This is a genomic window from Cupriavidus sp. MP-37 (assembly GCF_020618415.1).
GTDB lineage: Bacteria > Pseudomonadota > Gammaproteobacteria > Burkholderiales > Burkholderiaceae > Cupriavidus.
The window spans coordinates 2,209,655-2,235,692 of record NZ_CP085344.1 but is presented as its reverse complement, the minus strand read 5'-3'; the positions used below and the strand labels follow the sequence as shown (position 1 = coordinate 2,235,692).

19 protein-coding genes are annotated in these 26,038 nt (G+C 70.6%); 15 read left to right on the top strand and 4 right to left on the bottom strand.

What is annotated here, in order from left to right; genetic code table 11:
* Positions 1-3 precede the first annotated feature (3 nt).
* Positions 4-1,854, top strand: coding sequence for an FAD/NAD(P)-binding protein (locus tag LIN44_RS10355; RefSeq protein ID WP_227312009.1), 1,851 nt, complete (start codon positions 4-6; stop codon positions 1,852-1,854).
* Positions 1,855-1,869: 15 nt separating this feature from the next.
* Here the strand turns inward: LIN44_RS10355 and LIN44_RS10350 are convergent, their stop codons facing one another.
* Both LIN44_RS10350 and LIN44_RS10345 read right to left on the bottom strand, forming a co-directional pair.
* Complete coding sequence (locus LIN44_RS10350; protein WP_370641647.1) at positions 1,870-2,772, bottom strand: acyltransferase; 903 nt, start codon at positions 2,770-2,772, stop codon at positions 1,870-1,872.
* A 205-nt stretch (positions 2,773-2,977) separates the two neighbouring features.
* Positions 2,978-3,934, bottom strand: a complete 957-nt coding sequence (locus LIN44_RS10345) for a transporter (protein ID WP_370641557.1) — start codon at positions 3,932-3,934, stop codon at positions 2,978-2,980.
* Positions 3,935-4,305: 371 nt separating this feature from the next.
* Here LIN44_RS10345 and LIN44_RS10340 point away from each other — a divergent pair, with 371 nt between their 5' ends.
* The 14 genes from LIN44_RS10340 to LIN44_RS10275 all read left to right on the top strand — a co-directional run bounded on the left by LIN44_RS10340 (position 4,306) and on the right by LIN44_RS10275 (position 22,738).
* A complete protein-coding gene (locus LIN44_RS10340; protein ID WP_227312006.1) occupies positions 4,306-5,007 on the top strand; it encodes a hypothetical protein in 702 nt (233 codons plus the stop codon).
* Between the two features lie 104 nt (positions 5,008-5,111).
* Positions 5,112-6,275 (top strand): BamA/TamA family outer membrane protein, encoded by a 1,164-nt coding sequence (locus LIN44_RS10335; RefSeq protein WP_227312005.1) that lies wholly within the window; start codon positions 5,112-5,114, stop codon positions 6,273-6,275.
* Positions 6,276-6,409: 134 nt separating this feature from the next.
* Complete coding sequence (locus LIN44_RS10330) at positions 6,410-7,654, top strand: formylglycine-generating enzyme family protein (RefSeq protein ID WP_227312004.1); 1,245 nt, start codon at positions 6,410-6,412, stop codon at positions 7,652-7,654.
* Between the two features lie 55 nt (positions 7,655-7,709).
* Positions 7,710-8,783, top strand: a complete 1,074-nt coding sequence (locus LIN44_RS10325) for an HAD family phosphatase (protein ID WP_227312003.1) — start codon at positions 7,710-7,712, stop codon at positions 8,781-8,783.
* Positions 8,784-8,837: 54 nt separating this feature from the next.
* On the top strand, positions 8,838-10,595 hold the full coding sequence (locus LIN44_RS10320; RefSeq protein ID WP_227312002.1) for an arylsulfatase: 1,758 nt from the start codon (positions 8,838-8,840) through the stop codon (positions 10,593-10,595).
* 69 nt (positions 10,596-10,664) lie between these two features.
* Positions 10,665-13,349, top strand: coding sequence for a fused MFS/spermidine synthase (locus tag LIN44_RS10315; RefSeq protein WP_227312001.1), 2,685 nt, complete (start codon positions 10,665-10,667; stop codon positions 13,347-13,349).
* The gene (locus LIN44_RS10310) at positions 13,346-14,320 is read left to right on the top strand and encodes a MoxR family ATPase (protein ID WP_227312000.1); all 975 of its coding nucleotides are present in this window, start codon (positions 13,346-13,348) and stop codon (positions 14,318-14,320) included. Before LIN44_RS10315 ends, LIN44_RS10310 begins: the two co-directional genes overlap by 4 nt.
* A gap of 21 nt (positions 14,321-14,341) precedes the next feature.
* On the top strand, positions 14,342-15,364 hold the full coding sequence (locus tag LIN44_RS10305; protein WP_227311999.1) for a DUF58 domain-containing protein: 1,023 nt from the start codon (positions 14,342-14,344) through the stop codon (positions 15,362-15,364).
* On the top strand, positions 15,361-15,876 hold the full coding sequence (locus tag LIN44_RS10300) for a DUF4381 domain-containing protein (RefSeq protein ID WP_227311998.1): 516 nt from the start codon (positions 15,361-15,363) through the stop codon (positions 15,874-15,876). Before LIN44_RS10305 ends, LIN44_RS10300 begins: the two co-directional genes overlap by 4 nt.
* On the top strand, positions 15,863-16,939 hold the full coding sequence (locus LIN44_RS10295; protein WP_227311997.1) for a VWA domain-containing protein: 1,077 nt from the start codon (positions 15,863-15,865) through the stop codon (positions 16,937-16,939). Before LIN44_RS10300 ends, LIN44_RS10295 begins: the two co-directional genes overlap by 14 nt.
* Positions 16,939-18,600, top strand: a complete 1,662-nt coding sequence (locus LIN44_RS10290) for a VWA domain-containing protein (RefSeq protein ID WP_227311996.1) — start codon at positions 16,939-16,941, stop codon at positions 18,598-18,600. The genes LIN44_RS10295 and LIN44_RS10290 overlap by 1 nt, the downstream gene beginning before the upstream one ends.
* An 11-nt stretch (positions 18,601-18,611) precedes the next feature.
* Positions 18,612-19,988, top strand: coding sequence for a BatD family protein (locus tag LIN44_RS10285; RefSeq protein ID WP_227311995.1), 1,377 nt, complete (start codon positions 18,612-18,614; stop codon positions 19,986-19,988).
* 34 nt (positions 19,989-20,022) lie between these two features.
* The gene (gene aspT, locus LIN44_RS10280) at positions 20,023-21,720 is read left to right on the top strand and encodes an aspartate-alanine antiporter (protein WP_227311994.1); all 1,698 of its coding nucleotides are present in this window, start codon (positions 20,023-20,025) and stop codon (positions 21,718-21,720) included.
* A gap of 139 nt (positions 21,721-21,859) precedes the next feature.
* Positions 21,860-22,738, top strand: a complete 879-nt coding sequence (locus LIN44_RS10275) for a class II glutamine amidotransferase (RefSeq protein ID WP_227311993.1) — start codon at positions 21,860-21,862, stop codon at positions 22,736-22,738.
* 17 nt (positions 22,739-22,755) lie between these two features.
* Here the strand turns inward: LIN44_RS10275 and LIN44_RS10270 are convergent, their stop codons facing one another.
* Positions 22,756-25,152, bottom strand: a complete 2,397-nt coding sequence (locus LIN44_RS10270; RefSeq protein WP_370641646.1) for a spermidine synthase — start codon at positions 25,150-25,152, stop codon at positions 22,756-22,758.
* Positions 25,153-25,208: 56 nt separating this feature from the next.
* Complete coding sequence (locus tag LIN44_RS10265; protein WP_227311991.1) at positions 25,209-25,988, bottom strand: protein-L-isoaspartate(D-aspartate) O-methyltransferase; 780 nt, start codon at positions 25,986-25,988, stop codon at positions 25,209-25,211.
* Positions 25,989-26,038: the final 50 nt, after the last annotated feature.

Here is a 26,038-nt window from a genome sequence, read left to right as displayed (position 1 = left end):
CCGATGACGATCACCCGAAGAGACTTCCTCAATGGCACCGCGCTGGCCATTGCCGCGGGACTGGCGCCGGCGCAGCTGCTGCACGCGCAGCCACGCGCGGGCGCGCCGTCTGCTTCCTATCCGCCGGCGCTGACCGGGCTGCGCGGCAACCACGCCGGCACCTACACGCTGGCCCACAGCCTGGCGCGCGAAGGCGCGAAGTATCCCGCGGTGCTGGCGCGCGAGGCCTATGACCTGGTGGTGGTCGGCGGCGGCCTCAGCGGCCTGGCGGCGGCGTGGTTCTACCGCCGCCGCTTCGGCGCCAGGCGCCGCATCCTGATCCTCGACAACCACGACGATTTCGGCGGCCATGCCAAGCGCAACGAGTTCACGGTGCGCGGCAAGCGGCTGGTGACCTATGGCGGCAGCGCCGAGATGCCGGCCAGCGCGGCCGGCGACGCCGCGGTGCGCGAGCTGCTGGCCGGGCTCGGGCTCGATGCCGCGCATCCGCCCGCCGCCGCCACCGCCGATCCGTATGCCGCGCTCGGCATGGGCCGCGCGGTGTTTTTCGATGCCGAGCACTTCGGGCGCGACCAATGGGTCGCGGGCGACCCGTTCGGCGAAGCGATCGATGCGCGCAGCGGCGCGCGCGCGGGCGGCCCGGATACGGCGGCCTTGTCGCGCTTCCTGGACAGCGCGCCGTTGCCCGCGGCGGACCGCGCCGCGCTGGCGCGGCTGGCCGCGGGCACCACCGACTACCTGCCGGCGCTGTCGGGCGCCGAACGCAGCGCGGCGCTGCGCACCATGCGCTACGCCGCCTTCCTGCGCGACAAGGCCGGCCTCGGCCTGGCCGGGCAGCGCTTCCTGCGCAGCCGCAGTCTCGATGCCTACGCGCTCGATGCCGACGGCATCTCGGTGGCCGACGCCATCGCCATCGGCCTGCCCGCCGGCGCCAACGTGCCGGTGCCGGGGGGCAATGCGCGGCTGGGCAAGTCGCCCGGTTCGCGCTTGTGGTTTGCCGATGGCAATGCCTCGCTGGCGCGGCTGCTGGTGCAGAGCCTGATCCCGGGCGTGGCGCGCGTGGCCGCGCCGGCGCAGGTGGTGTCGGCCGCGTTCGACTACGGCCGCCTGGATCGCGAAGGAGAGCCGGTACGCCTGCGCCTGAACAGCACCGCGATCGCGGTCGAGCCCGACGGCCCGATCACGCGCGTCACCTATGGCTTCAGCGGCAACCTGCATCGGCTCGAGGCACGCCACGTGGTGCTGGCCGGCTACAACATGATGATTCCGTACCTGCTGCCGTCGCTGCCGGCGCAGCAGAAGACGATCCTGCACAACGAGGCCAAGGCGCCGCTGGTCTACACCAAGGTGGCGCTGGACCACTGGCAGGCGTTTGCCGCGCTGGGCACGCGCCGCATCCATGCGCCGGCGATGGCCTACACCGATCTCTGGCTGGAGCCGCCCGCGGGCAGGGAGCCGTCCGACCCGGCGGTGCTGCACATGCTCTATGTGCCGGCCGTGCCCGACAGCGGCATGCCCGCGCGCGACCGCTTCCGCGCCGGCCGCGCCTTGCTGCTGGGCACGCCGTTCGATGCGATGGAGCGCGACATCCGCGCGCAGCTCGACCGCATGCTGGGGCACCAGGGCTTTGCCTCGAAAGACGTGATCCGCGGCATCACCGTCAACCGCTGGGCGCACGGCTACAGCTACATGCCCGACAGCCTGGCCGGCGAGAACGTCGCGCCGGACGCGGCGTGGCCCGGCCTGGCCGGCGTCGGCAACATCAGCATCGCCAACAGCGACAACGCCGGCAGCCCATCGCTGACGGCGGCGGTGGCGCAGGGCAAGCGCGCCATCGAGCGGCTGCCCGGCTAGCGCCGGGTCAGCGGGTCAGCGCTGGCGCGGCGGCGTCAGCGCCTCGATCTCCGCGTCCTTGGCCTCCCACTGGCGCGCCAGCCAGTGGTGGAATTCGGTGCGGAAGGCCTTGTCGCTGCCATAGTCGGCGTCGCAGAAGGACGGCGGCACCGGCAGCTGGCGCATGCGCACCAGCACCGGGCCGGCGCGTCCGCAGGCCAGGTCCCAGAAGCCCGGCGCGCCTTCGGGGTAGACGATGGTGACATCGATCAGCGAGCGGAACTTGTTGCCCATTGCGTTCAGCGCCACCGCCAGGCCGCCGGCCTTGGGCTTGAGCAGGTGGCGGTAGGGCGAAGCCTGCGCGGCGCGCTTGGCCTCGGTAAAGCGCGTGCCTTCGGCAAACACCATCACGCTGGTCGGCACCAGCGAAAACTTTGCGCAGGCGCGCCGGGCGGTTTCCTGGTCCTGGCGCCGCAAGGCCGGATTGCGCCGCAGCTCGGCCTTGCCGTGGCGCTTCATGAACGGAAAATCCAGTGCCCACCAGGCCAGGCCGATCACCGGCACATAGATCAGCTGCTGCTTCAGGAAGAACTTCAGCAGCGGGATGCGCCGGTTCAGCGCACGCTGCAGCACGAAGATATCGGCCCACGACTGGTGGTTGCAGTTCACCAGGTACCAGTCGGCATAGCGCAGCCCGTCGTTGCCGCGGATGTCCCAGGGCTCGCGCTGGATCCACGCGAACCAGCCGGTGTTGCCGGAGATCCAGGCGGTGGCGATGCCGTTGAGCAGCGGGTCGATGCGCCGCATGGCCGCGGCGAACGGCAGCGCCAGCTTCAGCAGCGCCAGCGGAAACAGCAGCGCGCACCAGAACAGCGTGCTGGCGATCAGCAGGGTCCAGCTCAGGATGCCGGTGACAAAGGCGAAGCGCCCGCGCGGCACCAGCGCCCGGCGCCGCGGCGGCACGGCGGAGGTGGGCTGGCTGGCGTCGGAGGCATCGGGGGAGGCGGTGGAAGCGGGGGAAGCGGGGGAAGAAGAGGGCAACGTCGTCATGGGCGCCAGTTTGCAGGCAGGAAAGGAATTGGAGCTTGCGTTTGATCAACGCGGACGCTGGCTCGTGGGTATCTCAGTTTGATGCGTGATGCCTTCAGAACACCAGCGTCGCCGTGCCCATGAAGGTGTTGGTGCTCTTCAGCCGGTTCTTGCTCGCCACCGACGGCACCCAGCGCAGGCCCAGCGACAGCAGGCTCCTGGCGCCGACCTTGGTGTCGTAGGTGACGATCGGGCCCACCGCCCAGTCGTGGCCGCGGAAGCCGTTCAGGCGGTCCGCCAGCGGGCCGCTGTCGTCACCCAGCTGCTGCGTGGTGCCGGCGATCAGGCCCAGGCCGGCGCCGTTGGCAAAGCGCTTGAGCAGCATCGTGTCGAGCGTGAACAGCGGCGCGTTCTGGTAATTGGTGGCGTGGTTGCGGGTGTAGAACTGGATGCCGGCGACCGCGTCGAACTCGAGCCCGTGTTCCGGGAACAACCTGGTGTAGGCCACCTGCGGAATGAGGGTCCAGTTGTTCAGGCTGGGATTGGCCAGCGCGTTGGGGTCGTACTTGCCGGTCGGCGCCCATACGTTGAGGCTCAGCGCCACGTGTTCGGTCTTGGAAAAATGGTAGCCGGCGATGATCGGCGCGAAGGTGATGTCGAACAGGTTCGAGGCGGTGTCCTGCGTGCTGGCGCCGCGGCCGCCGACGCTGACGTTTGCCGTGACCCTGGTCCAGACATAGGGCAGCGTAAAGCTGGAGGCAAAGTTCCAGGCGCCGGTGTCGGTGTCCCACACTTTCATCACCGTCGCCAGCGTGAAGGCGACCTTGCCTTCGATGCCGGCCGAGGCCTTGCCTGCGACGGGCACGGTCCGGCTCCCGCCGATCGAGCCGTCGAGGTAGATTTCGCCGACGTTGACGATCAGCGCAGGCTCCGGCGACACGATCCCCGCATTGGCGACCACGCTGGTGCCGGTGACCGGACGTCCGAGCGCGCCTTCGGTGGCGTGGGCGCCGGCACAGGCCAGCATCAGGGGGGCGGCCATGGCAAGCCGGAGGACGAGGGTCGTTGGCATAGGCATGAGCATGGAGTGCAGCCCGGGCCGGGGGCACGGTGCCTGTGGCTGCCGCAATGAAATGTCGCGGTGAAGCAGCACCCCGACCGCCTGTATTTCCGAGCTTGCATACTAGCAGCAAACCCCCTCTGTTACAGGCGCACGCCGGCTCGAAAAAATTTTCATTACGGCATCGCAAACATTTACTTCACAAGGGTAAAGCCGCTCTGCCATGATGCAACCGCCATATTCGAATGGCGATGGTAATGAATTTATTCGGAAACGGCGGGGGGGCAATGATTTTGTTCATGCAGAAATCAGCGCTGGCGGCCGGCTGCGCGGCAACCATGTTGCCGGCACTTGCGCTTGCGGCAGGGCCGTCGACAGACGACATGAATGCGTCGAACAATCCGCTGAGCCCGACCATTACCCTGAACCTGCAGGACCAGTATGTGGGGCGCTATTACGGGCTCGGCGACGAGGACGGCAACAGCGTGCTGCTGCGCGGCACCGTGCCGCACAAGCTGTTCGGGCTGCCGCAGATCCTGCGCTTCACGCTGCCGGTCGTGACCACGCCCAATCTCGCGCCCGATGGCAGCAAGACCGGGCTGGGCGACCTCAACCTGTTCAACCTGGTGCTGGTGAAGGGCCTCGGCATGGAATGGGGCATCGGGCCGCAACTGACCATTCCCACCGCGTCGCGCGACCAGACCGGGACGGGCAAGTGGCAGGCGGGCCTGGCAGGCGTGGGCATCGCGCCGCAGAAGTGGGGGCTGCTCGGCGGGCTGGTGACCTGGCAGCACTCCTTTGCCGGCGAGGGTGACCGGCCCACGCAGGACAACCTCAGCGCCCAGCCCTTTGTCATCTATAACCTGCCGCAAGGCTGGTACCTGCGCAGCAGCGCGACCTGGAATTTCGACCTCAAGCGCGGCAACTATTACATCCCGATCGGTATCGGCGCGGGCAAGATCTGGAAAATCGGCAAGGAAACCTACAACCTGTTTGCGGAACCGCAATGGACGGTCAGCCATGATGGCAATGGCGTGCCGAAATTCCAGGTGTTCATGGGTTTGAATATCCAGTTTCCGCTGTGATGGTTGCAGCGGACTCTGCGCGCCAGCCGGTCCCTGATCGAGCGCCGGGCCGATGGCGCCGCATGCAGAGACTTGCATCGAACTGAAGCCTTGAGCCTGCGCCGATGACCCGTCCCGACACCACCAAAAGCCTGGCCGCGCTGATTGGCACACTGGCTGTGATCTGGTGCGGCGCCGCATGCGGCCAGGCCGAGACCGGCGCAGGCAAGCAGCCGCTGTCGTTCTTCGATCCGGAAGACGGCGCGCTGGACATGAGCGACTTCCTGCTCAATCACAAGGGCGCGCTGCCGGTCCCCACCATCATCACGGAACCGGCGGTCGGCTACGGCGCGGGACTGGGGCTGATGTTCTTCTCGCAATCGATGGCCGACGCCGCCGCCAGCGCCCGGGCCAGCGGCAAGGGCCCGGCACCGCCCAATATCACCGGCATCGGCGGCGCCTATACCGAGAATGGCACCTGGGGCGCCGGCGTTGCGCATTTCCACACCTGGGACGGCGACCGCTACCGCTATCTCGGCGCCCTGGCCAAGGTCGATGCCAACCTCGATTACTACGGCTTGCGCAACCAGCCGCGTTCTTATGAGCTGCGCGGGGTGTTCCTGGTGCAGCAATTGCTGGTACGCATCGCCGACACCCGCTGGTACGTGGGGCCGCGCTACGTCTACTTCGATTCCACCGCGACCTTTAAGTTTGGCGATGCCGGCGAGCTCGGCAGCTTCAACCGGACCCAGCGCGTCGGCAAGGCCGGGCTGGTGGTCGACTACGACTCGCGCGACAACATCTTCTACCCCAGCCGCGGCAGCTATGCCGAACTGGAGGCGCAGTTCGCGCGCGGCGCCTTTGGCAGTACCCAGTCGTTCGACATGGTCAACGCGCGCGGCTTTACCTGGCTGCCGCTGGCGCGCACCGTGATCCTGGGCCTGCGCGCCGATACGCGCTTTTCCGGCGGCGACGTGCCGTTCTATGCGCAGCCGTACGTCGACCTGCGCGGCGTGCAGAAGGGGCGCTACCAGGACCGCAATGCGCTCGCGGCGGAAATGGAAGTGCGCTGGGACGTGACCCCGCGCTGGTCGCTGCTGGGCTTCACCGGGGTCGGCAAGGCTTATGGACGCTGGCACGATTTTTCCGACGCTTCCACGATCTACAGCGTCGGCGCGGGCTTTCGCTACATGATCGCGCGCAAGCTGGGCGTTTCGATCGGCCTGGATGTGGCCCACAGCAAGGGCCAGAACGCGTTCTATATCCAGGTGGGCAGCGCCTGGCGCTGAGGCGGCCGTGCGTGCGAAAAAAACTTAATTCACTGCCGGCGGAAATCATAAAAAGCTGACTTCTGATTGCCGTACCCATCTGACATCATTGTTTGCGCTCAATCAGTGCGGCTTTTGCATACAGAGACAATGGAATGAGCGGACAACGTGAAGGCGGCAATCCCGCCGCAGCCGCGGGGCGTTCCGGCTCAGCGGCACGGGCGCCCGGATGGCGCAGCCGAAAACTGGCGTGGCTGCTGGCCCTGCTCGGTGTCGGACTGGCCGCCGGCCTGGGCGGCAGCTACTGGTATCTGAAGGGCCGTACCGCGGCGGCGCCGGCCATTGTCGTCGGCGACGGCAAGCACGGACCGGCCGGCATGGTGCGCGTGCCGGGCGGCGAGTTCCTGATGGGCAGCGACAGCAAGATGGCGCAGCCCAATGAAAAGCCGGCGCACAAGGTGCGCGTGCATGCGTTCTGGATGGACCAGCACCACGTCACCAACGCTGAATTCCGCAAGTTTGTCGAAGCCACCGGTTACGTCACCACGGCCGAGCGCGCGCCCGACTGGGAGACGCTGCGCGTGCAGCTGCCGCCCGGCACGCCGCGCCCGCCCGACAGCGCGATGGTCGCGGGCGGCATGGTCTTCGTCGGTACGCCGCGGCCGGTGCCGCTGCAGGATTACTCACGCTGGTGGCGCTATGTGCCCGGCGCCGACTGGCGCCATCCGACCGGCCCGGGCAGCTCGATCGAGGGCAAGGACAACCACCCGGTGGTGCAGGTGTCGTATGAAGACGCGCAGGCCTACGCCAGGTGGGCCGGCAAGCGGCTGCCGACCGAGGCGGAATGGGAGTTTGCCGCGCGCGGCGGGCTGGAGCAGGCGACCTATGCCTGGGGCGAGCAGTTTGCCCCCGGCGGCAAGCAGATGGCCAATGTCTGGCAGGGCCAGCAGAACCAGCCGTTTCCCGTGGTCAGCCCCAAGGCCGGCGGGGCGCTCGGCACCAGCCCGGTCGGCACCTTCCCGCCCAACGGCTATGGCCTCGCCGACATGACCGGCAATGCCTGGCAGTGGGTAGCGGACTGGTACCGCGCCGACCAGTTCCGGCGCGAAGCCGGCAAGGCGCAGCCGATCGAAAACCCGGTGGGGCCGCTGGTGTCGTGGGACCCGTCCGAACCCGGCGTGCCGGTCAACGCGCCCAAGCGTGTCACGCGCGGTGGCTCGTTCCTGTGCAACGAGGATTTCTGCCTGAGCTACCGCCCCAGCGCACGGCGCGGGACCGATCCCTACAACAGCATGTCGCACCTCGGCTTCCGCCTGGTGATGGACGAAAGCCGCTGGGCGGAATTGCAGCGGCGGCCACCGGTGGCCATGGCCGGCACTGCAGGCGCGCCAGCGCGCTAGCCTCGCGCGCAACACCTTATCTCAACCACGGCAGCACGCGACCGGAGCGAACGACATGAACATGGCAGCGTCCCCGTCAATCCTTGCCGGCCACCTGCGCGCGGTGATCGCGACGCTGGCGCTGGCCGGCCTGGCGCTGACCGGTTGCTCCACCCCCGCCACCGCGCCCGCTGCGCAGGAGGCCGCGGCGCCGGCGGTGCAGCCGGCGGGGGCGGCACTGCCGTCGTGGCGCGACGGTCCGGCCCGGCAGGCGCTGCTGAAATTCGTTGCCGACGTGACGCGGCCGGGTTCGCCCGGTTTCGTCCCACCCGAAGCGCGCGTGGCGGTGTTCGACAACGACGGCACGCTGTGGAGCGAGCAGCCGCTGTACTTCCAGTTCTTCTTCCTGCTCGACCAGGTCCGCGCCGCGGCGCCGCAGCACCCGGAGTGGCGCAGCAACCCGGCCTTCAAGGCGCTGATGGCCAACGACATGCAGGGCCTGATGCGCAACGAGAAACAGCTGGCGGCACTGGTCGCCAAAGCCAACAGCGGCATGACCGTCGACGAGTACGACCGCACCATCCGCGACTGGCTGGCAAAAGCCCGGCATCCCAAATTCAACCGGCCGTACACCGAACTGGTGTACCAGCCGCAGCTGGAGCTGCTGTCCTACCTGCGTGCCAACGGCTTCAAGACCTATATCGTCTCGGGCGGCACCATCGACTTCATGCGGCCGTGGAGCCAGGCCGTCTACGGCATCCCGCCCGAACAGGTGATCGGCTCCTCGCAGGCGGTGCGCTACCAGGTGCGGGACGGCAAGCCGGCGCTGGTGCGCGACCCCAAGCTGGATTTCATCGATGACGGGCCGGGCAAGCCGGTCGGCATCTACCGCCATATCGGCCGCCGGCCCATCCTGGCCGTGGGCAATTCCGACGGCGACCTGCAGATGCTCGAGTACACCACGGGCGGCGACGGCGCGCGCCTGGCCGTGCTGGTGCATCACGACGACGCCGAGCGCGAGTTCGCCTATGACCGCCAGTCCAAGGTGGGCAAGCTCGACAAGGCCCTCGACGCGGCGCGCGCCAGGGGCTGGACAGTGGTCAGCATGAAGCGGGACTGGCTGCAGGTCTATCCGGCCGGCAAGCCATGACCATCAGGGCTCGGCAGTCAACCAACCGTAACGGGCAACGAACGGAGGCCGCACATGGATCAAGTTGAGAAACGCATAGTCAGACGGCGCAGTGCCAGGCTGGTGATGCTGGCGGTGGCCGCCGTGGTGGTCGCGGTGACGGGCTGCGACAAGAAGGACACGCCGCCCAAGGCGCAGCAGCCGGCGGCGCAGGCGCCTGCCGCGACGCCGGCACCGTCCGCGGCCGCACCGGCACCGGCCAGGGAGAATCCGCCGGTGGCGACCAGCGCCCCGGTGGCCGCGGCCTCCGCGCCCGCGCTGGCGGCACCGGCGGCATCCGGCAAGAAGCCGAACATCCTGGTGATCTTTGGCGATGACATCGGCCAGACCAACATCAGCGCCTACAGCCATGGCGTGGTGGGTTACCGCACCCCGAATATCGACCGCATCGCCCAGGAGGGCATGCTCTTCACCGACTACTACGGCGAGAACAGCTGCACGGCGGGCCGCTCCACCTTCATCACCGGTGAAGTCGGGCTGCGCACGGGCCTGCTGAAGGTCGGCATCCCGGGCGCGCCGGTCGGCCTGCAGGCGCAGAACGTGACCATTGCGCAGGCGCTGAAGCCGCTGGGCTATGCGACCGGCCAGTTCGGCAAGAACCACCTGGGCGACCGCAACGAATACCTGCCCACCGCGCACGGTTTCGACGAGTTCTTCGGCAACCTCTATCACCTGAACGCGGAAGAGGAGCCAGAGCGCCCGTACTATCCGAAGAACGACGAGGCCTGGGTCAAGGCCAACGCGCCGCGCGGCGTGATTCACTCGTTCGCGGACGGCAAGGTCGAAGATACCGGGCCGCTCAACCGCAAGCGCATGGAGACCATCGACGACGAGACCACCACGGCGGCGATCGGCTTCATGGACAAGCAGGTGAAGGCCGACAAGCCGTTCTTCGTGTGGATGAACACCACGCGCATGCACGTGTTCACCCACGTGCGCGAGTCGATGCGCGGGCAGAGCGGCATGCCGGGCAACGAGTACGCCGACGGCATGATCGAGCACGACGGCCACGTCGGCAAGCTGCTCAAGGCGCTCGATGACCTGAAGGTGGCCGACAACACCATCGTGATCTACAGCACCGACAACGGCCCGAACCAGTTCAGCTGGCCGGATGCCGCGACCACGCCGTTCCGCAGCGAGAAGGACACCAACTGGGAAGGCGCGTTCCGGGTGCCGGCGATCATCCGGTGGCCGGGCCGCATCAAGCCCAACACGGTATCCACCACGATGATTTCCGGGCTCGACTGGTTCCCGACGCTGCTGGCCGCGGCCGGCGATACCGATATCAAGGAGCGCCTGCTCAAGGGCACCAGCATCGGCGGCAAATCGTTCAAGGTGCACCTGGACGGCTATAACTTCCTGCCCTACCTGACCGGGCAGACCAACACCGGGCCGCGCCAGGACTTCTTCTACTTCAACGATGACGGCCAGCTGGTGGCGATGCGCCACAACGACTGGAAGTTCGTGTTCTGCGAGCAGCGCCAGCCGGGCGGCTTCCAGGTCTGGGCCAACCCGTTCACCTGCCTGCGCGTGCCCAAGGCATTCAACCTGCGCATGGACCCGTATGAGCGCGCCGATACGGTTTCCGACCAGTACTACGACTGGACCGCGAAGAACGCCTACATGATCAGTTATGCGTCCTCGCGCGTGGCGCCGTTCCTCCAGTCGTTCAAGGACTACCCGCCCAGCCAGCGGCCGGCCAGCTTCACCATCGACCAGATGACCGAGGCGGTGATGTCGTCGCTCGACAAGGGCGCGGCCGGCGGCAAGTAGCCTCCGGCGTGACCGGCCAGCCGGCTTCCGCTGCAGGAGCCGGCTGGCCCATTCCACAGGGATCGCACCATGGCAGAAGCGCGCGCCGGCGCAGGCTCCGGCAAGGATAGGGTGCGGCATGCGGCGGCCACGAACGGGCAGACGGCCCGGGCCGCCGCGCAGTCAGGGCAGGATCCGCTGGCATGGCACGATGCCGCGCTGGTGCCTGCCCTGCTGCTTTTTTCCTCGGGCACCGCGGGGCTGATCTTCCAGGTGCTCTGGATCAAGCAGCTTGCGCTGGTGGTGGGCGTCGAGGTGCACGCCGTCACCACTGCCGTGAGCGCGTTCTTCGGCGGGCTGGCGCTGGGCGGCTGGAGCTTCGGCCGCCTCGCCGACCGCCATGGTGATCCGCTCAGGCTGTATGCGTGGCTGGAAATCGCGGTGCTGATGCTGGGCATCGGCGCGACGCTGGCACTGGCGCGGGCCGCCGCGCCGTTTGCCTGGCTTGAGAGCCGGGCGGGCCTGCTGGCGTGGGCGTTGCCCTTTGTGCTGGTGATCCTGCCGGCGGCCGCGATGGGCGGCACGCTGCCGGTGCTGATGCGCGTGCTGGGATCGCGCCCGGGCCGCGTTGGCACGCATGGCGGGCGGCTCTACGCCGCCAACACCGCCGGCGCGATCGCCGGCACGCTGCTGGCGGGCTTTGTGCTGGTGCCCGGGCTTGGCATCCTGGGCAGCGCCGTCGCGGCGGGCACGCTCAACGGCGTCGCCGCGCTGGCAGCGTGGCTGCTGGCGCGCAGGGCCGCGAGCGTGTCCGTTCCCGCCGGCATCCATGCGGCGAGCGGTGGCGCTGCCGCCAGCGCCTCCCCCAGCAATGTCGCCAGCAATGTCGCCGGCGATGTCGCCAACGGCCGGCTCGCGCTGGTGCTGTATGCCGCCGCCGGCGGCATCGCGCTGGGCTACGAGGTGGTCTGGTCGCAGGCCATCGTGCAGTTCCTCCGCACGCGCACCTTCGCCTTCACCGTGGTGCTGGCCACCTATCTGGCCGGGCTGGCCCTCGGCAGCGCGCTGGCCGCGCGCCATGCCGACCGCGTGCGCGATCCATGGGGCGCCTTCGGCCTGCTGGTGGCCGCGGCCGGGCTGGTGGCCTTGCTGGAATTCGTGCTGCTGGGCGAATGGCTGCTGCGTGCGCAGGGCAGCCTGTCGGCATGGGTGCAGGGGCTGACCGCCAGCCCGCTGCTGGCGGCCTGCGCGCGCTTTGCGCTGGCCGCGCTGACGGTGGTGTTCGTGCCGACGCTGCTGCTGGGCGCGGCGTTCCCGTTCGTGCTGCGCGTCAGTGTCGACAGCCGGCGCATCGGCGCGGGCGTCGGCAGCGTGATCGCGCTCAACACGCTCGGCGGCATCGCCGGCACGGCGCTGGCCGGCTTCGTGCTGGTGCCTTACCTGGGACTGGTGCGTACGCTGTCGCTGCTGGCGGTCGCGGCGGCGGTGGTTGGCGTGGTGGCGGTGGCGCTGGGCAGCGGGGTGCGGCCCGCGGCGCGCTGGGCGGTGCCGATGCTGGGCGTGCTCGCGGTGATCGCCGCCGCGCTGGCGCCGCCCGACCGCCTCGCCACGCTGCTGGCGCGGGCGCGCGGCGGCGAACTGGTGTTCTACGAGGAAGGGCGCGGCGCCACCGTGGCGGTGGTCGAGCAAGCCTCCGCCACCAACCGTTTCCGGCGCCTCTATATCCAGGGCGTATCCAATTCCGGCGACGCTATGACCTCGCAGCGCTATATGCGGCTGCAGGCGCTGTTGCCGTTGATCGTGCACAACGGCACGCCGAAGTCGGCGCTGGTGATCGGCCTGGGCACCGGCATCACGGCGGGCGCGACGCTGGCGTGGCCCGGGCTGGAGCGGCGCGTGGTGGCTGAGCTGCTGCCGCCGGTCGCGCGTGCCGTGCCCAGCTTCAAGGGGAATTTCGGCGTCGCCACCGACCCGCGCGTGGAGATCCGCCTGCGCGACGGCCGGCGCGAGCTGCTGCAGAGCCCGCAGCCGTACGACCTGATCACGCTGGAGCCGCCGCCGCCGTCGGCCGCCGGCGTGGTCAACCTGTATTCGACCGACTTCTACCGCCTGGCGGCGGCGCGGCTGCAGCCCGGCGGGCTGGTGGCGCAGTGGCTGCCGCTGCCGACGCAGAACGACGCAGACACGCGCATGCTGGTGCGCAGCTTCCTGGACGTGTTCCCGCACGCCACGCTGTGGACCACCGAGTTGCACGAGATGATGCTGGTGGGTTCGATGTCGCCGCTGGCGCTGGATGTGGCGCAGGTCCGCGCGCGCTTTGCGCAACCCGAGGTCGCCGCGGCGCTGCAGGCGGTGGGCGTGCGCTCGGCGGCGGCGCTGCTGGCCACCTGGGTCACCGACGGGGCCGGGCTGGACTGGTACGCCGCCGATGCGCCGGCCGTGACCGACGACCGCCCGCGCATCGAGTACGCCGGCTGGGTCCGTGCCGACGCCTTCCCGGAATCGCTGTCGAGGCTGCTGTCGCTGCAAAGCGAGCCGCCGCTGGCTGGCGCCGACGATGCCTTCTGGCGCGAGCTGCGCCACGAGCGCGAAGTCCTGCACACGTTCTACCGCGCCGGCCTCGACGCCTACCGCGGCGACCGCGAAGCGTGGGCGACGCATATCACGCAGGCCATGCGCGCCGATCCCGACAATCCCTACTATGCGTGGTTCGTCGGCGGCCAGGGCCGCCGCGCCCCGGCCGCACCAGGGAACGCACCAAGGAATGCCCCATGAGCACACGCGACGACGTCCTCGCCCTGCAGCAGCGCATGGGCGAATCGATCGTGGGCCAGCAGCGCATGATCGAGCGCCTGCTGCTGGGCCTGCTGGCGGACGGCCACCTGCTGGTGGAAGGCCTGCCCGGGCTGGCCAAGACGCGCGCCATCAAGATGCTGGCGCGCAACCTCGATGCGCGGCTGTCGCGGATCCAGTTCACCCCGGACCTGCTGCCGGCGGACATCACCGGGTCGGAGATCTACTTCACCGAAGGCGGCAAGGGCGAGTTCCGCTTCCAGGCCGGCCCGGTGTTCGCCAACCTGGTGCTGGCCGATGAGGTCAACCGCTCGCCGGCCAAGGTCCAGGCGGCGCTGCTGGAAGCGATGGAAGAGCGCCAGGTCACCGTCGGCGGCACCACGCACAGGCTCGAGCCGCTGTTCCTGGTGATGGCGACGCAGAACCCGATCGAGCAGGAAGGCACCTATCCGCTGCCCGAGGCGCAGATGGACCGGTTCCTGATGCATATCAGCGTGGGCTATCCGGAAGCCGATGCCGAGGCCGATATCGTCAGGCTGGCGCGCGCGGAAGAGACGGGTGGCGCGGCTGCCAGCGGCAGCGCGCCGGTGCGGCTGGCGCCCGAGGCGATCTTCACCGCGCGCGCGGAGATCCATGGCATCCACGTCAGCGAGGCGGTGGAGCGCTACATCGTCGCGCTGGTGCAGGCCACGCGCGCGCCCAAGCCGGTCGACGACGACCTCGACCAATGGATCCAGGTGGGCGTGAGCCCGCGCGGCTCGATCGGGCTCGACAAGGTGGCGCGCGCGCATGCGTGGCTGCACGGGCGCGACTTCGTCACGCCCGAGGACGTGCAGGCCGTGGTCGGCGATGTGTTCCGCCACCGGCTGATCCTGTCGTACGAGGCGCATGCCGCCGGCATCGGCGCCGATGCCGTGATCGAGCGCCTGGTGCAGCAGGTGGCGGTGGCCTGAATACTCGGCAAGGGCAACACCATGCGCCTGCCATTCCGCGCCATCGCCCGCGCCGCCCCGGCGGCGGCGCACGCGCCGTCGTCGCAGGCGGTGTCTGGTGTCAGCGTCGATGCCGCGGCGCTGGCCCGGCTCGAACTGGCCGCGCGCGACTTCCATTTCCTGCCGCGCCAGCCGGTGCACAGCGTGCTGGCCGGGCGCCATGCCTCGCGGGTGCGCGGGCGCGGGCTGAGCTTCGAGGAACTGCGCCTGTATTTGCCCGGCGACGATATCCGCAGCATGGACTGGCGCGTGACCGCGCGCACCGGCCGGCCCCATGTGCGCGTCTACACCGAGGAAAAGGACCGCCCGGTGCTGCTGGTGGTGGACCAGCGCATCAACATGTTCTTCGGCAGCCGGCGCGCGATGAAATCGGTCAGCGCGGCCGAAGCGGTGGCGCTGGCGGCATGGCGCGTGCTCGCCGAAGGCGACCGCGTCGGCGGCGTGGTGCTGGGCGACGGCCGCATTGAAGCATTTGCGCCGCGCCGCCACCGCGATGCCGTGCAGCAGCTATTGGGCGGCATCGCGCGCTTCAACCAGGCGCTGCGCGCCGATGCGCCGGCGCGCCGCGCCGCGGGGCAGCTCAACGCGGCGCTGGAGCGCACCGCGCGCATGGCGCGCCACGATTGCCTGGTGATCGTAATCAGCGATTTCGACGGCCATGACGCCCGCACCCGCGACCTGATGCTGGCGCTGGCGACGCACAACGATGTGCTGACCATCCTGGTCCACGATCCTTTCCTCGGCAAGCTGCCCGGCTCCGGGCAACTGGTGGTCAGCGACGGCGAGCTGCAGGTCGAGCTGGGCTTCGGCCACGCCGCCACGCGGCGCGGCATCGCCGAGTTTGCCGATGCGCGCGCCAGGTCGCTGCTGGACTGGCACCGTGCCATGGGCGTGCCGCTGCTGCCGCTGTCCGCCGCCGAGGAAACCGCGCCGCAGCTGCGGCGGCTGCTGGGCCGGCCGCTGCAGCAGGCGCCGCTGCGGCCTCGCGCGGGGGCGGCGCCATGAGCCTGACCCACAGCGCCGCCCCGGCAACCCTGGCAACGCTGGCCGACCTTGCCATGCCGCCGCCGCCGTCGTGGCTGCCGCAGACCATCGGCTGGCCGATCGCCGGCGCCTTGCTGCTGCTGGCGCTGGCCTGGGCCGGCTGGCGCGCGTGGCGGCGCTACCGCGCCAACCGCTACCGGCGCGAGGCGCTGGCGGAGCTGGCAACGCTGCCGCTGGACCCGGACCCCGCACAGCGCGCCGCGGCCCTGCGCGCGATGGCGGCGCTGCTCAAGCGCACCGCGCTGGCGGCGTGGCCGCGCGCACAGGTGGCCAGCCTGGCCGGCGGCGGCTGGGCCGAATTCCTGCGGGCACATGCGGGAAGGGCCGGGGATGTCGCGCCGCAGCTGGCCGCGCTGGTGCACGACGCCGAGTACCGCGGCGACGCCGCGCTGGCGCAATGGCCCGACACCCAGGTGCGGGCCGTGGCCGCGGCCTGCCGGCGCTGGATCGCGGAGCACCATGTACCAGTTTGAATATCCCTGGCTGTTCGCGCTGCTGCCGCTGCCCTTGCTGCTGTGGTGGTGGCTGCCGCCGTACCGCGAGGAAAGCCCGTCGGTACGGCTGCCGTTCTTTGGCGAGGTCGCCAGTGCCGCCGGGCTGACGCCTGCCGCTGGTGCCGTGGTGCCGCGCCGCAACCGGCTGCAATGGGTGCTGGCGCCGCTGGCGTGGGTGCTGGTGGTGACGGCGCTGGCGCGGCCGCAGTTTCTCGAAGCGCCGGTGCAGAAGGTGCAGCCCGCGCGCGACCTGCTGCTGGCGCTCGACCTGTCGCAGTCGATGGACACACGCGACTTCCGCGATCCGTCGGGCGCGCTGATCCCGCGCGTGCAGGCGGTGCGGCAGGTGGTGAGCGACTTTGTGGCCAAACGCCCCGGCGACCGCATCGGCCTGATCGTGTTCGGCGATGCGCCGTATCCGCTGGCGCCGTTCACGCTCGACCACCAGCTGGTGCAGACGCTGATTGGCGGGCTGCTGCCGGGCATGGCCGGGCCGAGCACGGCGCTGGGCGATGCCATCGGGCTCGGCATCAAGATGTTCGAGCACAGCGCCGCGCCCCAGCGGGTGATGATCGTGCTGACCGACGGCAACGACACCGCCAGCCGGATGCCGCCCGAGCGCGCCGGCGGCATCGCGCGCGAACGCAAGGTGGTGGTGCATACCGTAGGCATTGGCGACCCCAGCGCGGCGGGCGAAGCGAAGGTCGACCTGGAGGTGCTGCAGCGCCTGGCGGCGCAGACCGGCGGACGCTATTTCTTCGGCGCCGACCAGGCCGGCCTGGAGACCATCTACGCCACGCTCGACCGGATCACGCCGCATGACCAGAAGACGCTGTCGTGGCGGCCGCGGCGCGAGCTGTTCATGTGGCCGCTGGGCGCGGCGCTGGCGCTGGTGCTGGCGTACCAGCTGCTGATGTTCGGCTATTCGGCGTGGGTCGCGCGGCCCAGGCCAGCCCGGGCCGACGTGGCGGAATCGGCCGAAGCGGCCGACGTGGCCGAAGCGGCGGGCGCGATGGCCGATGCCGCCGGAGGCGGGCGCTGATGCCGGCCTGGCTCGACACGCTCGCTCACTTCCATTTCCTGCGCCCGTGGTGGCTGCTGGGGCTGCTGCCGGCCGCGCTGCTGGTGTGGGCGGTGCGGCGCCGCGGCGACGTGCGGCGGCGCTGGCGCGACACCATCGCGCCGCACCTGCTCGACGCGCTGATGCTCGGCGAACGCCGCCGCCTGGCGCTGCGCCCGGTGCACCTGACCGCGCTGCTGCTGGCGCTCGGCACGGTGGCGCTGGCGGGCCCGAGCTGGCGCCAGGAGCGCCCGCCGTTCCTCGACGACAAGGCGCCGCTGGCGATCGCCGTGGACCTGTCGCCCAGCATGGACGCCATCGACGTCACGCCCACGCGGCTGGAGCGCGCCAAGCTCAAGATCAAGGCGCTGCTGGCGCGCCGCGACGGCGGGCGCACAGCGATCTACGCCTACGCCGGCTCGACCCACCTGGTGCTGCCGCTGACCGATGACGCCAGCCTGCTGCAGACCTTCGCCGACGCGCTGCAGACCCGCATCATGCCGGTACCCGGCCGCGACATGGCGCTGGCGCTGCGCGTGATCGACGCCGACCTGAAGCATGAGCCGGTGCCCGGCACCATCCTGTTCCTGACCGACGGCGTCGATCCCGCCGCCGCGGCGGCGTTCCGCGCGCAGGTGCACAGCGGCCGCAGCCAGCCGGTGGTGCTGGCGCTGGGCACCGCGCAGGGCGGGCCGCTGCGCAATGCCGCGGGCGGCTTCGTCGAGCAGGACGGCGCGCGCGTGTTTGCGCGGCTGGACGAGGCCGCGCTCGAGCGCTTCGGCGACGACAGCGGCGTGCCGGTGGCGACCTTCACGCCGGGCAGCGACGACGACGTGGCCTGGGTGCAGCGCCACGTGCAGTCGCATCTCGAACGGATGCAGGCCGGCGACCGCACGCGCTGGAAGGATGAAGGCTGGTGGCTGGTGCCGCCGCTGGCGCTGCTGGCGATGCTGTGGTTCCGCAAGGGCTGGACCGTGCGCTGGAGCGCCGGCCTGCTGCTGGCGCTGGCGCTTGCCGCACCGCCCGAGGCGCGCGCGCAGTCATCGGCGCCAGCCACGCAAGCCAGCGCGGTACGCCCATGGCGCTTTGTCGACCTGTGGCTGACGCATGACCAGCAAGGCCGGCGCGCCTTCGAGCAGGGCGATTTTGCGCGCGCCGCGGCGCTGTTCGACGACCCGATGTGGCGCGGCATCGCCCAGTATCGCGCCGGCCAGTACGCGCAGGCGGTGCAGAGCTTCGCGCGGGTCGATTCGGCGCAGGCGGACTACAACCAGGGCAATGCGCTGGCGCGGCAAGGCCAGTACCGGCAGGCGGCCGCGCGCTACCGCCAGGCGCTCAGGCGCCAGCCGCAGTGGGCAGAGGCGGCCGCCAACCTGGCGCTGATGGAAAAGCTGCTGGCGCAGCAGTTGCCGCAGGAAAAGCCGGATCCCGACGACGGCGAAGAGCCGCCCGACCTGCCGCCGGATCAGGTCAAGTACGACGCCGCGAAGCCGTCGGCGCCCGGCGGCAAGTCACTGCAGGTTGTCCTGACGCAGGACGCCGAGATGTGGATGCGCGCGATCCAGACCACGCCGACCGACCTGCTGCAGCGCAAGTTCGCGCTGCAGCACGGGCAGGCCGCAGCGGGGCAGGGGTCGCGATGAGGGGCGGCGCTGTGCCCCGCCGCGGGTGGCTGCGCCGCGTTGCGCCGCTGCTCCTGCTGCTGGCGGCGTGGCTGTGGCCGTGGCTGGCGCGCGCCGCCGCCGCGCCCACCGTGCGCGTCGAAGTGGGCGCGCGCCAGCCGCTGCTGGTGGGCCAGCAGGTCAGCATCGATGTCACCATCCTGGCGCCCAACTATTTCTTGTCGGCGCCCGCGTTCCCGGCACTCGAAGTACCGGGCGCGATGGTGACCTTGCCGGATGCGCGCGCGGTGAATTCCACCGAGACCATCGATGGCGTGACCTATGCCGGCATCCGCAAGAGCTACGCCTTTACCGCGGAGCAGGATGGCGAGTTCCGGCTGCCGGCCGCGACCATCCGTTTTACCTACGCCGGCGATGACGGCGCGCCGCGCGAGGGCAGTGTCACCTTGCCCGTCACCACGATCCGGGCTGGCACCGGCGGGGCGGGCGCGCCGGCGGCGCGCGGCAGCGCGGCCGGGCCGTTGTTGCCGGTGGCCCGGCTCACCGTGACGCAGACGCTGGACCGTGACCCCGACCACGGCGCGGTCAGGCTGCATGCGGGCGATGCGCTGGTGCGCACCGTCACCACCTTTGCGCCGCAGACCCAGGCGATGAGGATCGTGCCGCCGCATGCCGCGGCGCCGCGCGGCGTGCGCCTGTTTCGCGCCGATGCGCGGCTGTCCGACCAGGCCCGCGACGCGCCGGGACCGGGCGGCACGCGCGTGGATGCGCTGACCTATGTCTTCGAGCGGCCCGGCACGTATACGTTGCCCGCGGTCACGGCGGACTGGGTCGATCCGGCCACGCGGCAGCCGGCCAGGTCCGAAGCGCCGGCGGTCAGGGTCGTGGTGGCCGCGGCGCGCAACGCCGGGGCGCTGGCGCCGGGCGGGCCGCCGGCCGGCGCGGTGCCGGGCGAGGGCGGCTGGCCGTGGCGCACGCTGCTGTGGGGCGCGGGCGCGCTGCTCGGCGCCGCCGTGCTGGCCGTGCTGTGGCGCCGGCTGCGGCCGCGCCTGGCACGCCTGCGGCAACGGCAAGCCGAGCGCCGGCGCGCCCGCGCCGGGCGCGCCGACGCGCGCCTGGCGGCGACCTTGCAGGCCTGCCGCGCGGGCGATGCCGCTGCCGCCAGCCAGGCGCTGGACGGCTGGACCCGCGCCGCCCACGGCACCACGCCCGCGGCCTGGGCCGAAGCCGTCGGCGATGCCGCGCTGGCCGACGCCGTCACCGGCCTGCAGCGCCATCTCTACGGGGCGGCGCCGGCCCGCTCCGCCTGGGACGGCAACCCGCTCGCCCAGGCGCTGGGCCGCCACGCCAGGCCCACGCCGCCGCGCCGGCGCCGGGCCCGGCCCGCGCTGCCACCGCTCAATCCCTGACCCCGCCGTTTCGACCCATCAACCCGCGCCCCCCATGACCTGTACCGTTGATGTCTTTGCCGCCAACCCATTGCTGGTGCTGTTCATCACCGTCGGACTCGGCTACTTCGTCGGCAAGGCGCGGGTCGGACCGATCCAGCTGGGGGGCGTGTGCGGCACGCTGATCGTGGCGCTGTTCATGGGCCAGACCGGCTGCCAGATGCATGGCGAACTGAAGGACCTGGCCTTTGCCTTGTTTATCTTCGCCATGGGTTATTCCGGCGGGCCGCAGTTCTTTGCCAACCTGAACCGCTCGAGCCTGCGCTATATGGTGCTGCCGGTGGTGGAGGCGGTGGTGGTGCTGGCCATCTCGCTGGGCGCGGCGGCTTACCTGGGTTTCGATCCGGGCACTGCCGCCGGGCTGGCCGCCGGCGCCGCGACCGAGTCGGCGGTGGTGGGCACCGCCGCCGAAGCGCTCAAGCACCTGGGCCTGGACGCCGCCACCGTGGGCCGCTACGAGGCCAATATCGCCACCGCGTATACGCTGACCTACCTGGTCGGGCTGATCAGCATCGTGTTCTTCACCAGCCAGATCGCGCCGGCGCTGCTCGGCATCGACCTGCGCCAGGCTGCGCGCGAGGTCGCGGCGCGCATGGAGGCCGCATCCGACGACGACGTGGCGACCCAGCCGGCGCTGCCGCGGCTGATCGGGCGCGCCTACGCGGTGCAGCAGGCCGCCGGCATCACGGTCAGCCAGCTGCAGCACCAGGTCGGCGGCCGGGCGTCGGTGGTCAAGGTGCTGCGGGGCGGAACCAGCATCGAGCTGGGCGATGACGACGCCGTGCAGGCCGGCGATATCGTCGCCATGGTCGGCATCCGCAGCAACCTGCTGAAGGCCGCCGCGCTGATCGGCCCGGAAGTGCTGCTGCCCGAGGCGCACACCGATGCCATCCAGCTGGTCGAAAAGCAGGTGGTGGTGAACCGGCGCCGCGTCAACGGCAAGACCCTCGGCGAGCTGGCGCGCCAGGCCGGTCCGCGCCGGCTGCGCGAGGTCTGGGTGCTGGAAGTGCGGCGCTCGGGACTGTCGCTGCCGATCACGCGCTCGACGCCGCTGCAGCTGGGCGACGTGATCACCATCGTCGGCCTGGAGCCTTCGCTGTCCGAGGCCATCAACGGCATCGGCGTCGAGGTCAGGGCCAGCGAGGCGACCGACCTGGTGTTCCTGTGCGTGGGGATCCTGGCGGGCTTGCTGGTCGGCACGCTGAGCCTGCATGCGGGCGGCATGCACCTGACGCTGGGCAGCGGCGGCGGGGCGCTGCTGAGCGGGCTGGTGTTCGGCTGGATCCATGGGCGGAAACCGTCGCTCGGCACCTTTCCCGCGTCCGCGGTGCAGCTCCTGAAGGACCTCGGGCTGGCGGTGTTCGTCGCCTGCGTCGGGCTGTCGGCCGGGCCGGATGCGATCGCGCTGATCCGCGAGCACGGTGCGGTGCTGCCGCTGATCGGGCTGGCGGTGTCGCTCGGACCGGCGTGCTTGTCCTTGTGGATCGGGCACAAGCTGCTCAGGATCGAGGGCCCGCTGCTGGTCGGCGCGATTGCGGGGCAGCATGTCAGCACCCCGGCGATCAGCGCCATCCTGGCCGTCAGCCAGAGCTCGGTACCGCTGCTGGGCTACACCATCACCTATGCCATCGCCAACGTGCTGTTGCCGGTGCTGGGGCCGGTCATCATTTCGCTGGCCTACCGCTTCACCTGAGCCCCGGAGGGCCGGGGTGCCGGTGCGCCGGCAGGTGCCTGACGGATCATTTCTTTGCCGTTCGCGCCGCCCCGTCCTACAACTGGAGTGTGGGGCGGAGGGCACCGCGCCGCACCCGCACCGGACAAGGAGGAGCAATATGTGCCGCTGGCTGGCTTACTCGGGCAGATCCGTTGCCCTGGAAACGGTGCTGTTCCAGCCGGAACACTCGCTGATCGACCAGAGCCTGAATTCCCGGCTCGGCCATACCACCACCAACGGCGACGGCTTCGGCGTCGGCTGGTACGGGCGCCATGCCGAGGTGCCGTTCCGCTACCGCTGCCTGCACCCGGCGTGGAGCGACACCAACCTGCGCGAGACCGCCCGGGCGGTGCGCGCGCCGATGTTCGTCGCGCACGTGCGCGCCGCCACCGGCACGCCGACGCAGGAGACCAACTGCCATCCGTTCCGCTTCGGCCGCTGGCTGTTCGTCCACAATGGCCTGATCCGCGACTATCCGCTGGTGCGGCGCGAACTGATGATGGCGGTGGCGCCGCACCTGTTCCGCTGGATCGAGGGCTCGACCGACTCCGAGGTCATGTTCTTCCTGGCGCTGACCTTCGGCCTGGAGCGCGATCCGGTCGGCGCGCTGGAGCAGATGGCCGGGCTGATCGAGGACGTCGGGCGGCGCCATGACGTGCAGTTTCCGCTCAACATGACGGTCTGCGTGACCGACGGCCGGCAGATCGTGGCGGTGCGCTATTCGAGCGAGACCAACTCGCGGTCGCTGTTCCACAGCACCTCGTTCCGGCAGCTGCGCGAACTCTATCCGGACGACCCGCGCATCGCCGCCGCCGGCGACGACGCCTTCCTGGTCCTGTCGGAGCCGCTGATCGACGTGCAGGGCGTATGGGAAGAGATTCCCGAGGGCACCATCCTGGTGGCGCGCGGCGGCGAGATCGACCGTCACCGCTTCGTGCCGCGCCTGCCAGGCCAGACGGCCTTGCACGCGGCCCAGGGCAACGCGGCCGCGGGCTGACGCGGCACGGCAGCACCTCACGGGCACGCCAGCGCTGCCGCTGCGTACAGCAGCAGCGCCACCAGCACCACCACCGTAAACCCGGCGTGGATGGCCAGCAGCGTGGCCAGCACCGCCGCCACCACCGAGGCGCAGGCGTTGATGCCCCAGGCCCACGGCACCAGCGTGCCGTCGCGCGCCGCGACCCTGGACAGGGCGAGCGGGAACGGCATGCCCATCAGGAAGGCCAGCGGCGCGATCAGCGCCACCGCGATGCCGATCCTGGCCGGGTCCGGCAAGGCGATCAGCAGCCTGAACACCAGCGGCAGGGCCGCGAGATAGACCAGCGACGCGGCACAGATGCCGCCGATCGCCAGCGCCGCCTGGTGCCGGCCGTGCCCGGGCAGGCGCGGGGCATAGCGGCTGCCCAGCCCGGCAAAGCACAGGAACGCGCACAGCACCACGGCGACGGCATAGAGCGGGTGGCTCAGGAACAGGATGAACTTCTGGATAAAGGCGATCTCGACGAACATGAAGCCCAGGCCGACCGCGACGAAATAGAAGCCGGTGCGCCATGCCGCCATGGGTGGCGCCGCCGCGCGCCGCCGCAGCACCCGCAGCGGCACGCCGATCAGCAGCAGCGCCGCGGCCGTGGCCTGCAGCAGCGTCGCCACCAGCACCGGATAACCCCAGTCCAGCAAGGGCAGCCCGCCCTGCGCCTTCAGCGCGATCAGCTCCGGCAGCGTGCGCCATTTGAAGAAGTGGAAGAAGTACGGCCGGTCGTCGGTGGCGGGCCGCACGTCGAACTTGTAACGCGACAGGAAGCGTTCGCGCTCCGCCCCGAGCAGGGCCTGCGCGGCGGCGAAGAATTCCGGCTGGTCGAGCACGTTGTAGCGGTTGGCCTCGCCCGGCCGGATGCCGGGATGGTATTCGACGTCGAACGAGCGGGCCTGGGCGAAGTCACGCAGCGCGTCGATGTCCGCGGGCTGGAAGTCGCCGTGCTTCACCAGCAGCGTGGCGGTCTTCCAGCCGCGCACCAGCACCAGCCGGCGCGACGGATCGGGAACGCCCGCGCGTGCCATCGCCGCCACGGCGGTGGCGAACAGTTTCGGGATGTCGCGCGGCGGCAGCGAGACCCAGCGCGTGATCGCCAGCAGGCCGCCGGGCCGCAAGTGGCGCAGGTATTCCCCGAACGCTTCCACGGTATAGAGATAGCTTTCGGAGAGCGCATACAGGCCCGCCGACGAGGTACTGAAGGAGTCCAGCAGCGCCACCTGGATCAGGTCGTAGTGCCGGTTGCTGGCCGCCAGGAAGCCCCGCGCCTCGCCGACATGCAGCTGCACGCCGGCGGCGCTGTACGGCTTGCCGGAGAACGTGCCGAAGCGGTCCTGCACCAGCCCGATCACCTGCGGGTTCAACTCGACGGCATCGACCGCGCTGGCGCCGTGGTAAAGCGCCTGCAGCACGTCGGCGCCGGCACCGCTGCCCAGCACCAGCACGCATGGCGCGTGCAACAGGTGATACGGCAGGGCCGAGGTCAGGTCGCCAAGGTAGGCCAGCGGCTCGGGCCGGCCGTCATGGCGGTTGAGCGCGCTCAGGCCGTCGCCGTCGGTAAACACGGCAAGCTGCGGCGGCGGTTCCGCGGTGGCATTCAGGCTGAGCCCGGGCGCATGGCGCAGCGGGATCGACGGACTCTCGACCACCGTGACCAGGCCCAGGGGACTCGAGCGCTGCGCCACCACGCGCGCGTCGCGGATGCGCAGCGCCTGGCTCAGTTCTTTGTACTCCGACGGCCGCAACGCCATCCAGCCGCCGGGGATCGCCGCCGGCACGGCTGCCGCCGCCAGCAGCAGCGCCGGCAGCCAGGGGCGATGCGAGCGGCATTCCAGGCAGGCCAGCGCCGCCGCCGCCATGCCTGCCATGCTGACCAGGCGCAGCGCACCGATCGGCTCGAGCACGAACAGCGCGGCGACGATGCCCAGTGAACCGAGCCCGGCGCCGAGGATATCGAAGCTGTAGAGGCGGGGCACCTGCAGGGAAAAGCGGGCAAAACACAGGCACACGCTGGTGGCCGCGCACAGGAAGGGCACGAACAGCAGCAGGTAGATCACCACCAGGCGCAGCGGCTGCGATGGCTCCCACAGGATTTCCAGCGGGTTGAACCCGACCCGCTGCGCGAGCCCGAAGCAGGCCATGGCGCTGATGCCGAACAGCAGCGCGCCGCCGGCAAACACCGGCACGAAATGCCGCACCAGCGTGGGCTGCGCCAGGGCCACCAGCGCTCCCGCGGCGCCGTAGCCCAGCAGCGCCACGCTGATCATCATGTAGGCGAAGTGATGCCACAGGATGATGGAAAGCAGCCGCATCAGCAGGATTTCATAGCCGAGCGCGGCGGCGGAGAGCAGGGCCAGGGCAAACAGCGGCGGACGTGGCATCGCGCTCATCGGGCTCATCGCGCTCATCGCATGAGGCGGCCAGCCGGTGGCGCGCCTCAGTGCTTGCCGACCAGCGGCACGAAGCGCACCGGCAGGATCTGCCGGGTGGTGACGGCGCCGTCCGCGGCTTTTTCGACCAGCAGCAGGTACTGCGTCAGGAACTGCGCGCCCACCGGGATCACCATGCGCCCGCCCGGCTTGAGCTGGCGGATCAGCGGCGGCGGCACGTGGCTGGCCGCGGCGGTGACGACGATGGCGTCATAGGGGGCATGCTCGTCCCAGCCGTAGTAGCCGTCGCCCACCTTGCACGCCACCTGCCGGTAGGCCAGCCGCTGCAGGCGCTCGCACGCCTGGCGCCCGAGCGGCTCGATGATCTCGATGGTGTAGACCGCGCGCGCCAGCTGGCTCAGCACCGCCGCCTGGTAGCCGGAGCCGGTGCCGATTTCGAGCACGCTGTCGCCGGGCTGGACCCGCAGCAGGTCGGTCATCAGCGCGACGATATACGGCTGCGAGATGGTCTGGCCATGGCCGATCGGTAGCGGCCGGTTTTCGTAGGCGTGCGGCTTCTGCGGGTCGGGCACGAACTCATGGCGGGGCACCTCGCCCATCACGGCCATGACGCGCGGGGCGATGCCGTGGCTGCGGTTCGGCACGCCGGCGCCGGCATCGATTGCCGCAATCTCGCTGACCATCTCCGCGCGCTGCTTCAGCCGCGCGTCGTCGGCCGCGCGGCACGGCCCGGCCGAGGCCATGGCAGCCACGGCAACGGCGAGCAAAGCGAACAAGGGATGGCGGGCGGACGGCTGCACGATGGATCCCAGGGAGCCTACCGTCATCGTAGGTCATCGGCCCCATTCGCGCCGACAAGTGGCAGATAAGTGGCTTG

What these genes read in the sequence shown, in the direction of transcription:
- LIN44_RS10320 (WP_227312002.1), top strand. Translation starts at nt 8,838, where the DNA reads ATGGATCAAGTTGAGAAACGCATAGTCAGACGGCGCAGTGCCAGGCTG.
- LIN44_RS10345 (WP_370641557.1), bottom strand. Translation starts at nt 3,934, where the DNA reads ATGCCAACGACCCTCGTCCTCCGGCTTGCCATGGCCGCCCCCCTGATG.
- aspT (WP_227311994.1), top strand. Translation starts at nt 20,023, where the DNA reads ATGACCTGTACCGTTGATGTCTTTGCCGCCAACCCATTGCTGGTGCTG.
- LIN44_RS10315 (WP_227312001.1), top strand. Translation starts at nt 10,665, where the DNA reads ATGGCAGAAGCGCGCGCCGGCGCAGGCTCCGGCAAGGATAGGGTGCGG.
- LIN44_RS10300 (WP_227311998.1), top strand. Translation starts at nt 15,361, where the DNA reads ATGAGCCTGACCCACAGCGCCGCCCCGGCAACCCTGGCAACGCTGGCC.
- LIN44_RS10305 (WP_227311999.1), top strand. Translation starts at nt 14,342, where the DNA reads ATGCGCCTGCCATTCCGCGCCATCGCCCGCGCCGCCCCGGCGGCGGCG.
- LIN44_RS10310 (WP_227312000.1), top strand. Translation starts at nt 13,346, where the DNA reads ATGAGCACACGCGACGACGTCCTCGCCCTGCAGCAGCGCATGGGCGAA.
- LIN44_RS10340 (WP_227312006.1), top strand. Translation starts at nt 4,306, where the DNA reads ATGAATGCGTCGAACAATCCGCTGAGCCCGACCATTACCCTGAACCTG.
- LIN44_RS10330 (WP_227312004.1), top strand. Translation starts at nt 6,410, where the DNA reads ATGAGCGGACAACGTGAAGGCGGCAATCCCGCCGCAGCCGCGGGGCGT.
- LIN44_RS10270 (WP_370641646.1), bottom strand. Translation starts at nt 25,152, where the DNA reads ATGCCACGTCCGCCGCTGTTTGCCCTGGCCCTGCTCTCCGCCGCCGCG.
- LIN44_RS10295 (WP_227311997.1), top strand. Translation starts at nt 15,863, where the DNA reads ATGTACCAGTTTGAATATCCCTGGCTGTTCGCGCTGCTGCCGCTGCCC.
- LIN44_RS10335 (WP_227312005.1), top strand. Translation starts at nt 5,112, where the DNA reads ATGACCCGTCCCGACACCACCAAAAGCCTGGCCGCGCTGATTGGCACA.
- LIN44_RS10355 (WP_227312009.1), top strand. Translation starts at nt 4, where the DNA reads ATGACGATCACCCGAAGAGACTTCCTCAATGGCACCGCGCTGGCCATT.
- LIN44_RS10275 (WP_227311993.1), top strand. Translation starts at nt 21,860, where the DNA reads ATGTGCCGCTGGCTGGCTTACTCGGGCAGATCCGTTGCCCTGGAAACG.
- LIN44_RS10265 (WP_227311991.1), bottom strand. Translation starts at nt 25,988, where the DNA reads ATGACGGTAGGCTCCCTGGGATCCATCGTGCAGCCGTCCGCCCGCCAT.
- LIN44_RS10325 (WP_227312003.1), top strand. Translation starts at nt 7,710, where the DNA reads ATGAACATGGCAGCGTCCCCGTCAATCCTTGCCGGCCACCTGCGCGCG.
- LIN44_RS10290 (WP_227311996.1), top strand. Translation starts at nt 16,939, where the DNA reads ATGCCGGCCTGGCTCGACACGCTCGCTCACTTCCATTTCCTGCGCCCG.